This is a genomic window from Ruminococcus sp. CAG:330 (genome assembly GCF_000437175.1).
In the GTDB taxonomy this organism is placed as follows: Bacteria; Bacillota; Clostridia; order Oscillospirales; family Ruminococcaceae; genus Ruminococcus_C.
The window spans coordinates 19489-29886 of the sequence record NZ_FR898075.1 but is presented as its reverse complement, the minus strand read 5'-3'; the positions used below and the strand labels follow the sequence as shown (position 1 = coordinate 29886).

At 49.5% G+C, this 10398-nt stretch carries 10 protein-coding genes and 1 pseudogene (1 of these 11 only partly in view); 5 read left to right on the top strand and 6 right to left on the bottom strand.

Annotated elements, in window-relative coordinates:
* The 4 genes and pseudogenes from QZL66_RS08580 to QZL66_RS08565 all read left to right on the top strand — a co-directional run.
* Window positions 1-203, top strand: a pseudogene (locus QZL66_RS08580) (glutamine synthetase III) (it extends 1910 nt beyond the left edge of the window).
* A gap of 194 nt (window positions 204-397) precedes the next feature.
* On the top strand, window positions 398-1141 hold the full coding sequence (locus QZL66_RS08575) for a PIG-L family deacetylase (protein ID WP_022411303.1): 744 nt from the start codon (window positions 398-400) through the stop codon (window positions 1139-1141).
* Complete coding sequence (locus QZL66_RS08570; protein WP_022411302.1) at window positions 1138-3747, top strand: YfhO family protein; 2610 nt, start codon at window positions 1138-1140, stop codon at window positions 3745-3747. The genes QZL66_RS08575 and QZL66_RS08570 overlap by 4 nt, the downstream gene beginning before the upstream one ends.
* A gap of 132 nt (window positions 3748-3879) precedes the next feature.
* A complete protein-coding gene (locus tag QZL66_RS08565; RefSeq protein WP_022411301.1) occupies window positions 3880-4320 on the top strand; it encodes a TM2 domain-containing protein in 441 nt (146 codons plus the stop codon).
* A gap of 99 nt (window positions 4321-4419) precedes the next feature.
* On the opposite strand, the gene QZL66_RS08560 is transcribed toward QZL66_RS08565, so the two are convergent.
* Window positions 4420-4635 (bottom strand): helix-turn-helix domain-containing protein, encoded by a 216-nt coding sequence (locus tag QZL66_RS08560; protein ID WP_022411300.1) that lies wholly within the window; start codon window positions 4633-4635, stop codon window positions 4420-4422.
* 135 nt (window positions 4636-4770) lie between these two features.
* On the opposite strand from QZL66_RS08560, the gene QZL66_RS08555 reads away from it, so the two are divergent.
* On the top strand, window positions 4771-5310 hold the full coding sequence (locus QZL66_RS08555) for a DUF5067 domain-containing protein (RefSeq protein ID WP_022411299.1): 540 nt from the start codon (window positions 4771-4773) through the stop codon (window positions 5308-5310).
* A 92-nt stretch (window positions 5311-5402) separates the two neighbouring features.
* Here the strand turns inward: QZL66_RS08555 and QZL66_RS08550 are convergent, their stop codons facing one another.
* The 5 genes from QZL66_RS08550 to QZL66_RS08530 all read right to left on the bottom strand — a co-directional run.
* Window positions 5403-7532: a polyribonucleotide nucleotidyltransferase gene (locus QZL66_RS08550; protein WP_022411298.1), complete on the bottom strand. Its 2130-nt coding sequence runs from the start codon at window positions 7530-7532 to the stop codon at window positions 5403-5405.
* Window positions 7533-7670: 138 nt separating this feature from the next.
* Entirely contained in the window at window positions 7671-7937 is a 267-nt protein-coding gene (gene rpsO, locus QZL66_RS08545; protein ID WP_022411297.1) for a 30S ribosomal protein S15, read from the bottom strand.
* Window positions 7938-8159: 222 nt separating this feature from the next.
* Window positions 8160-9137: a DUF624 domain-containing protein gene (locus tag QZL66_RS08540; protein ID WP_022411296.1), complete on the bottom strand. Its 978-nt coding sequence runs from the start codon at window positions 9135-9137 to the stop codon at window positions 8160-8162.
* Window positions 9138-9193: 56 nt separating this feature from the next.
* Window positions 9194-9757, bottom strand: coding sequence for a hypothetical protein (locus QZL66_RS08535; protein ID WP_022411295.1), 564 nt, complete (start codon window positions 9755-9757; stop codon window positions 9194-9196).
* A 79-nt stretch (window positions 9758-9836) separates the two neighbouring features.
* Window positions 9837-10398 (bottom strand): pyrroline-5-carboxylate reductase family protein (locus tag QZL66_RS08530; protein ID WP_293602072.1); only part of this gene is annotated, 562 nt, incomplete at its 5' end.

Below are 10398 nucleotides of genomic sequence, written 5' to 3'. Positions count from 1 at the left end.
ACGAGGCAACCGGAAAGCTGGAAGAGGCTGTCGCAGCAGCTGCTGCCAAGGAGTCCTGCGTTCTGGAGATGGCAAAGGCCTATCGCTCTGAGGTAATTCCGGTAATGGATGCACTTCGTGAGGCTGTGGATAGTCTGGAAGTTATCGCACCGTCTGAAAAGTGGCCGGTTCCCGCATACAGCGATATCATCTTTAACGTTTAATCTATCTGGCAAAAAAATAATCTGGTAATACCTCCATTTTCTTATAACCGCTCGGAGTTCCGGCCTTTGGCTGGTGCTTCGGGCGGTTTTTTTCGACTTTTTCTTGACTTTTTTCAGAGAGTATGGTATACTGGTTCTAGACTGTTGTATGGATGATACAACAGTTAAAACGGAAGAGAAAGGAACGAATGGATATGACAAGAATATGGAATCGAATGCGGACTGGAATTGCAGTCATTCTTATTATTTTGTTGATGTGCGGCAGCGCCTTCGGCATTTGGAGCGCTGTCGATGCACGAAAGGCATACGATGTTCCGGCACTGACAGAGGCGGAACTAACTGACTTAGATCTTTCCCATGCCAAACGGCTGATGATCGTGGCGCATCCGGACGATGAAACAATCTGGGGCGGGGCGCACCTGTCGGAGGGCGGATATCTTGTAGTTTGCCTGACCAACGGAAACAACCAAACCCGTGCTGCTGAATTTCAGGCAGTGATGGCGCAGTCCGGTAATGTGGGGCTGATTCTCTCCTATCCGGACAAGGTCGGAGGAAAGCGGGACAATTGGAATCATGTTCAGGCACAAATGAAACAGGATCTGGAACTGGTAATGACATATCGTCCGTGGGAGCGCATCGTCACCCACAACGCTGCCGGAGAATACGGACATATCCATCACAAGATGGCCCATCAGTTTGTCACGGAAATCTACGATACTTCCAAGTTGGATATGCCCCTCTATAACTTCGGTAAGTACTACCGTGCTGCGGTTCTCCCAAGTGTGGAGTCAACCTTGACACCGGTTTCTAAGGAGGCGCTTCAGGAAAAGGAATCGCTGCTCACGCTGTATGCTTCACAGGAACGAGTGGTAAAATCGCTGTCCCATATGAATCCCTATGAGATGTGGACGGAAACTAGAGGTGGAGATTGGTCATGATACGTCGCTTGTTTTCCGGTCGGCTGCGGGAGAGCTGGGTGCACTGCGGAATTTTAACGCTGTTTCTAGCGGTTGTGATTTTGGTGGTGCATCTGGTGTATCCGGATTCGGTCTACGGCTCTCAGACAGACTGGAGCAACCAGCACTTCGCCATTCCGGAATATTTCCGAACCCGTTTCTACGCCACCGGAGAACTTTTCCCGAATTTCGCATTGCATCTGGGCGGCGGACAGAACATCTACAACTTCGCATATTATGGGCTGTACAATCCGATTCAACTGCTCTCCTACTGCTTTCCCCATGTAACGATGGCGGTCTATCTGCAAGCGGTCAGCATTTTGAACACATGGCTCAGCACCATGCTCTGTTATGTCTGGATGAGAAAATGGCATCCGGCAAAGATGTCCTTTTTCCTGTCATTTCTGTTTTTGACAGCAGCGCCTGTTATTTTTCACGGGCATCACCATGTAATGTTCGTCAACTATTTCCCATTTCTTTTTTGGGGACTGCTGGCAATTCATCGGGCATTGTTCAAAGGCAGAAGCCTCTCTCTCATTCTCGCAGCTGCGTGCATTTTGCTGTCCAGTTTTTTCTTTAGCGTCGGCGCATTTCTGGTGCTGTTCTGCTATGGCATCGTTCTGGCGCTGCATTGGCATCATCTGCATGTAAGACAGCAGGTGTTTCGGGCGTGCAGCATTGTGGCGCTGCACTTGATGCTGGCTGCCATGCTGGTCATGTTTTTCCTTATGCCTGTAGTTTTTACCCTGCTCTCCGGCAGAGATATTTCCAGTGAGAGCATTTCCCTCTGGAAACTGTTTTTTCCCGCAGTGCATTTGCGCTATCTGACCTACAGCCCATTTTCCATTGGGACAACCGCTATCGGCATCTTTGCCACAGTCGCTATGCTCCGCACGGAACGGCGGCCCTATCGGGCGCTGGCGTTTCTGTTTGTGCTGCTGCTGTTTCTGCCGTTGTCTCTCTATCTCATGAACGGCACCATGTATTTGGATCCGAAAGCGTACATTCCTTTTCTACCGCTTTTGCTGCTGCTCTGCGGCGGCTTCCTGGAGTCGCTGTTTGCACGGCAGATTCCGCTGCGCTCTGCCATGCTTCTCTACGCAGCGGTAGTTGCACTTGGTCTGATCTTCTATGATGGGACAGGCATAGAACAAATTGCAGCCGTCATTGACGCACCGCTGCTTTTGATTGCTGTTGCAGTGTTCTACCGCTGGAACAAGCGGTGGGTTGTATGGGGACAGGTTGCAGCGTTTAGCATGCTGATTTGTTTTTCCGTCAATCTCGGCGATGGCTACATGAAAAAGTCCAGTTTAGAAGTCATGTACTCGCCGGAAATTCAGGGAATCGTGGACTCGATTTCTGAGGAGGACAGCTCGTTTTATCGCATCTCTGAGGAGTACCACGCCGGCGACACTGTGAATTGTGTCTGGGGACCAAACTGCTATCGGAGTTCGGTCTACTCTTCCGTTCATAATGCAGCACTGTCCGATTTCTATTTCAAGACAGCGTACAATGAGAACAGTATTCGAAACAAAACCATGATGGTACAATCCAAAAATCCGATTTTCGGTGTGCTCATGGGGGAAAAATATCTTATTACCAAAAAACCCATTTCCAGATATGGCTATCAGCTGATTGAAAAGCGTGGGGACTATCTCTGTTATCAGAACATGCTCTCCTTCCCTATTGGATTTGCGACTTCTCATGTGATGACGGAGGAGCAGGTGCGAAGCATGGGGTATCCCACGCAGTTAGAGGGACTTTTGGAAAACGCTGTGGTCTCCGAATCGGATTTGCCGGAGAGCGTGGAAACACAGATACAGATTCCGGAAAGCACAAGGGAAATTACGCCAGCCTATCATGTTTCCGCCTACGACTCCAGCCGTATTACGGATGTTGGTGAGGGATACTATGTTCACAGCGACAAGGATTTTGTGGTAACTGTGACGCTGGACGAGCCGATCGATGCCATGCTATTGCTTCAGATGCATGCAGATAACGACTTTGGAAAAAAAGAGAACACCGGCGATATCAGCATTACTGTCAATGGCGTGCGCAACAAGCTGACCGACCCCAAGTGGAAGTACCAGAACGACAACAATTTCTTTCAATATACGCTGTCCGCCGATGAACCGATTCAGACGCTCACCATTCGGTTTTCTGCCGGAAACTATGTGATCTCAGATTGCAAGATGTACACGCTGAGCTACAGTGTGCTGGAGAAGGCCGGAAAATCTGTGGATGCATGGCAGCTCGACCACAATCAGATGGGCGGGGACTCCATGTCCGGAGATATCAGCGTGCAGCAGGACGGCTGGTTTGTTCTCTCCCTCCCCTATGACAACGGTTTTCACATTCTTGTGGACGGAAAACAGACGGAATATTTCCGAACAGATTCTGATTTTATCGGCTTCCCCATTGCCGGGGGAACGCATCAGATTTCCGTTTCCTATCGTGCGCCGGGGCTTTCCGAGGGAATTTTGTGTAGCAAAATCGGCATCGGATGTGTAGTGTGTTACTTTATCAGCGCTTATTTCATGGAAAAGCGAAAGAAAACGATGCGAAACGCAAAATCGCATGCAAAATGATGCGCTTTGGAATGTTTGGCTTTATTTTATCATATTATGAATGCTTGTATTGACTTTTCAGGAAAAACATGTTATACTAAAAGCAAGCCTTTGAAAAAAGGATATAGGTATGGAATAAGGAGGATGTTATTCATGAACGAAGTAAATCCTGGTGCACAGCCGCAGGCAAATGCCGGAGCGGTTCCGACGATGGAAAGAACCAAGTTCTGCAAGCACTGCGGACAGAAGATTCCGGAAGATGCTGTTATTTGCACACAGTGTGGCAGACAGGTTGAGGAGCTGCGTCAGGCAGCACCGGTTCAGGCGCAGCCGCAGATCATCATCAACAACGACAACACAAACACCAATACCAACACGAACAACAATTACGTTGCCGTTCCGAGAGGACGGGAGAAGAACAAGTGGGTGGCACTGCTGCTCTGTCTCTTCCTTGGCGGAATTGGCGCACACAAGTTCTATGAGGGCAAGATCGTCATGGGCATCATTTACCTCTTCACTGCAGGTTTGTTCGGAATCGGTGTTCTGGTGGATTTCATCTCGCTGCTGTTCAAGAAGAATCCGTACTACGTCTGATGAAGCCGCTTCGCGCACTCTTTTCACAATCATAAAAACAAATCCGCCGCATGGGAGAAATTCCTGTGCGGCGGATTTTTGCGTTGGAGGATGCGAATTTTAGTGGTTTAGTTCTCTCTTGTTGGTTCGTTCCAGCAGGTAATCGATGGACACCTGATAGATATCCGCGATGCGGATCAGAATTTCCGTGGGCATGTCGTGTCCGCCGGATTCATAGTAGCTGTAGGTGCGCTGACTGATGAACAGCTTTTTTGCCATGTCCGTCTGCGTGAGATCCATATCCTCCCGTAAATTTCGAATTCGTACATATTGCATAAAATACCACCTTTCCTATGTTTGGTTTTATTTTATGCTAGCATGAATCATTCTATTGACTTTTAGAACAAAACGTGCTATAATGAACTTGTCACAAAAAAGAAAAACGTGACAGATATTGTAAAGGAGGATCTTATGAAACAAAAATGGATTGCAGGACTGCTGGCAGTTTCTATGATGGCTGCAATGGCAGGATGCGCAGAGACCACAGACAGCAGCTCTTCACAGGCAGAGGAAACCTCGGCAGCTGAGAGCAGTGCAGCAGAGAGCAGCGCAGCAGAAGAAACGGAAGCAGAGGACATCACGGAGGCTGCTGCGGAAGAAACCGAATTTCAGGTAGAACTGCTCGGAACCAGTGTCAGTCAGGACTATGAGGGCAAGCCGGTCTTGGTTGTGGAGTATAACTTCACCAACAATTCCGATGAGGCGCAGTCTTTCATTTTCGCCTGCCAGGACAAGGCATTTCAAAACGGAATTGAATGCGACGACACGGTCATTGGCTGCGACGACATCGATTCCCAGCAGCAGATGAACGAAATCCAGCCGGGCACCACCTACGCTCTGAAAATCGGCTATCATCTTCAGGACACCACCTCGCCGGTTGACATCGAAGTCACCAGCCTGGACTTCATCAATGAGGACACACTTCTGAAGCAGACGGTAAACCTGCAGTAAATCAATCGCACATATTCCAAAAAACAAAAAGCACTGTGCCGTTTTTGTAAACGAACACAGTGCTTTCTGTTTTTGGAAAATGGAGTGCAATTTTACTCCTGTGCTTCTGCCTTCTGCTTCCGGCGAGCTTCCAGCTCCTCCAGAGCATCCTTGCGGGAGAGGCTGATCTTTCCATCCTTGATCTCCATGACCTTGACGATGATGGCATCACCGACAGAAACCACGTCCTCTACAGATTCTACCCGCTCCTTGTCCAGCTTGGAGATGTGAACCAATCCGTCCCGTCCGGGAGCAATCTCAACGAATGCGCCAAACGGCTTGATGGAAACGACTTTTCCCTTGTAAATCGAGCCGACTTCCGGATCGATGGCAATGGTTTCGATGATCTGGTATGCCTTATCGCAGCCCTCCTGCGAGATGCCGCTGATGAATACGTGACCGTCTTCATTGACATCGATTTTAACATCGCAGTCTGCAGAAATCTTCTGGATCACCTTTCCGCCCTGTCCGATGACCTCGCGAATCTTGTCTACCGGAATCTTGATCTGTACCATCTTCGGCGCATACTCTGCCACATGGTCACGAGGCTGTGCAATTGCCTTTGCCATCACTTCGTCCAGAATGTACAGGCGAGCCTTACGGGTCTTTTCAAACGCTTCACGGATGATCTCCGGTGTCAGACCGTCAACCTTGATGTCCACCTGAATTGCCGTGATGCCCTTCTTGGTGCCGCCGACCTTGAAGTCCATATCGCCGAAGAAGTCTTCCAGGCCTTGAATGTCCACCATGGTCTTGAATTCCTGACTGTTGGGGAGCGTGATTAGACCGCAGGAAATACCGGCAACTGGTGCCTTGATAGGCACGCCGGCATCCATCAGTGCCAGTGTAGAACCGCAGATCGATGCCTGCGAGGTGGAACCGTTGGAGGACAGCACCTCCGACACCAGACGCATTGCATACGGGAAATCCTCTACCGAGGGCAGTACCGGAACCAGTGCACGCTCTGCCAGTGCGCCGTGGCCGATCTCACGACGTCCCGGGCCGCGGCTGGGCTTGGTCTCACCAACGGAGTAGGACGGGAAATTATACTGGTGCATGTAGCGCTTGGTGGTCTCTTCGTCCAAACCGTCCAGCTTCTGGCTCTCGCTTACCGGTGCCAGCGTTGCAACGGTCAGAACCTGTGTCTGTCCACGGGTAAACAGTCCGGAGCCGTGAACACGCGGCAGAAGTGCGACCTCTGCGTCCAGCGGACGAATCTCATCGATGCCTCTGCCGTCAACACGCTTGCCCTCATAGAGCCAGGCACGGACGATTTTCTTCTGAATCAGATACAGGCACTCGTCAATGCAGCCGGTGTCTTCGCCGCAAACCGGATCAAAGGTTTCGTGTGCCTGATCGATAATCGGGCGCAGGCGTGCGTCCCTCTCGTTCTTATCGTTAGTGTCCAGTGCGTGCGCCACCTGATCGTGTACCAAATTGTCAATGTTCCGAAACAGTTCCGCATCTACTTCGTGGGCATCGAACTGGAACTTTTCTTTTCCGATCTTCGCCTGAATCTCGGAAATAAATGCGACCATTTTCTTGATCTCTTCGTGTCCGGTGAGGATTGCCTGGAGCATGGTGTCCTCCGGCACTTCATTGGCGCCGGCTTCAATCATGACAATCTTGTCCTTGGTGCCGGCAACGGTCAGCTGGAGGTCGTTGTGCTGACGCTGCTCCAGCGTGGGGTTCAGTACGATCTCGCCGTCAACCAGACCAACGCTAATGCCGGCAATCGGGCCGTTCCACGGAATATCCGAAATGGAAATGGCAATGGAGGTTGCCAGCATTCCGGTGATGTCCGGTGCACAATCCGGATCAACTGCCAGAACGGTCATAACTACGGAAACATCGTTGCGCATGGATTTTGGAAACAGCGGACGAATCGGACGATCAACCATACGAGAGGTCAGAATTGCCTTTTCCGAGGGCTTCCCCTCCCGCTTGGTAAAGGAACCGGGGATTCGCCCTACTGAGTACATCCGCTCCTCATAGTCAACAGACAGCGGGAAGAAATCAATGCCCTCCCGTGGTTTTGCGCTGGCTGTGACGTTTGCCATCACGACAGTATCCCCATATCGAACCCAGCAAGAACCGTTTGAAAGTGCACAAGTTTTGCCGGTCTCCACGACAAGCGGTCTTCCGGCAAATGTCGTTTCAAATTTTTGATATTGTTCAAACATGATTTTTCAGATTCCTTTCTCGATTTCTGTTTGCTGCTCTGTCCTTTCAATTCTGTCAAATCACAGGAAATCGATTCCATACACAGAAAGGCAGACAGAGGAGACCTCTGTACTGCCTTTCCTTCTTTTGTCAGATTCTTACTTACGAATACCCAGCTTCTCAATGGTAGCACGATACCGTGCAACATCCTTCTTCTTCAGGTAGTTCAGCAGGTTTCTTCTGTGACCTACCATCTTCAGCAGACCTCTTCTGGAGTGATGGTCGTTCTTGTGTGTCTTCAGATGTGCAGTCAGGTCGTTGATTCTCTGAGTGAGAATTGCGATCTGTACTTCCGGAGAACCAGTATCGGTCTCATGGGTACGGTTGTTTTCGATGATTGCAGTTTTTTCTTCTTTCAACAGCATGTTCTTTCACCTCATTTAATATTTCGTCAAGCACATAGAAAAAGGTAAGGTGACTTCCCGTATCGGGCTTATTCCAAAATCCAAGTACATGACAAAAATTATTATACCATATTTTCTGCGCATTGTAAATATCTTTTTTGTGAATTTATTTCAGTATAGTTTCTAAAGCAACAAAAGCGGGCAGCATTGCGCTGTCCGCCTGAAAAGGGCGTTATATGGCGCTCAGGAAATGATTTTTCCCTTGTGAGAGCGGGAACTTGCCCTGGAACCGGTGCTTTTCTTTGCACCGCCCTTGGCAGGCTCGATGGGCTTTTCTTTTCCGCCCATATCCTCGAATAGCACCTCATCCTCCGGTGTTTCCTGAAGCAACTCCGGATTTACCTCGCCACGCTGCTCATAGTATGGATTGATGATATATTTTTGAATGATGGGATAGCACTGAAACACAATGACCAGCCCCAGCCAGGCAGCCGGCAGAAACGGCAGCAGGAACAGCAGAATCATGGAGTAGCGGAGGTCGATAAAGACAATCGCCGCTGTGAAGAGTGCTGTAACACCGCCGACAATCAATGTGGTAACGATGTTGGTTTTCAGTGCGACCACAGTCAACGCCAGAGAGTTTTTCAGCAAATTTTTGAAAGACAGATTGGTGGAGATCAGCATGGGGAAAATATAGAAGTTCATCAGCAGAACGATGATGCCGATACTGATGGTGATTGCAAAGAAAACGTAGAGCAGCTTGTTTCCAGTCTGGCTGATGAGCTGCGGGTAGACATAGAACGCTGCAGCAAGACAGCATGCCATCAGGCAGTCCAGCATTCCCACTGCGCAGGAATATTTAAATTCAGAGCGAAAAGTCCGGAAAAATTCGTGCACCAGAAATGTCGGCTTTTCTATCACGAAATTTTTCAGGATCTTGGTCATCGCTGCGGTTGCCGGACCGAAGAGTACAGCGAATCCAATCGCAAAGATTCCTGCCAGAATCAAACCAAAGGAAAATGTACTGTTCCACCAGAGGAAAAAGAACGTAATTGCCGCCAGAAGCGGGAGAAAGAACACAAAATACAGTAGATTTAGTTCGATCAGCTTCCAGAATTTTCGGCCGAAAATCTCCATGTACCGAAAAAAGCCTTTTTTCTTCGGTGCATTTTTGGCGATTCCCACGCCGGCACGTTCGTAATTGTTTTTGAAGAGACCCATTTCTTTTTCATCAAGTCCTTTCTTTTGATCGTCCGTTTTAGTCCACGAAACGGTGCTTAAATTTGAGAAATACACAAAAAGCGGCAGCAGACCAGCAGTGCTATGAGAAAAATCAGCAGGACAAGAAATCGAAGACAGTACATCCGAAGGTGATGGTACATGTTGTCCGCTGGCTCGTCACGAAAGAGATAGCAGGCGGATTTCGCAGAAAACCGCAAAGATTCTCTGGCAGCTACCACAAAAATCACGGAGAGTGGCACAAAACAGATCAGCAGTCCGACACTGTGGAGCAGAAAGCTTCCGGAAGTGCGGAGCTGCCCTAAAATAGTTATACCCATGCCGACTCCGTAACACATCAGAATGAGAATGGTGAGTGGCTGTCCGATTGCGGAAAAGCCTGCGAAGAACAGGACTGCAAACAGAAGCAGCCAGCCCCAGCTTCCCCACTGGAGGTTTACAGTGTCAAACAGACGGAATACACCGGAGGCTTTTGGCACGGTATCCTGCAAGAGATATAGCAGCACACCTTCGCCGGCGTGAAGCAGCACAATTCCTGCCAATATCCAGAAGAGGCGCTGGCACTTTTCAGAGGATGTCAATGTTGTCCGTTTTCGGATCATGAATAAGACCACTCCTTCGCTTTGAAATACTTGATCTAGGTAATACAAGCATATGAAGCGAGGAGCGGTTTAGAACCACTTATTTTGCAAGTTCGTATGCACGCCTGGTGCAGTGGTCACAGGCATCCTGCACTACATCCGTCAGATTCCCCGCATAGAATCGATCCAGACCGGCAAGAGTCGTTCCGCCGGGCGAGGATACCTGCCGAATCAGTTCTGCAATGGAGTAGCCGGAATCGGTGATCATTTTTGCAGAGCCGATCAGCGACTGCGCAAACAGTTCCTTTGCCACATCGCCAGAGAGTCCAACCTGTTCCGCATAGTCCAGAAATCCCTTGGCAAACAGATAGATGAACGCCGGACTGCTGCCGTTAATTGCGATGATTTCCTTCATCTGTGCCGGTTCAATCACAGCAGTCATGCCGCAGGCATCGAAAATACGGCGTACAACAGCAAATTCTGCATCCGATACCGGTGCTTCTGTGGCAAGTGCCGTTGCACCGCAGCCGAGAAGCAGCGGCGTGTTCGGCATGGCAAGAACAACTTTTGCGTTGGGTTTGGTCAGCTTTCGGATGTACTCCACGCCAATGCCGGCAGCAATGGAAACCAGCACAGTATCCTCCGTGATGGCATCAGCAATG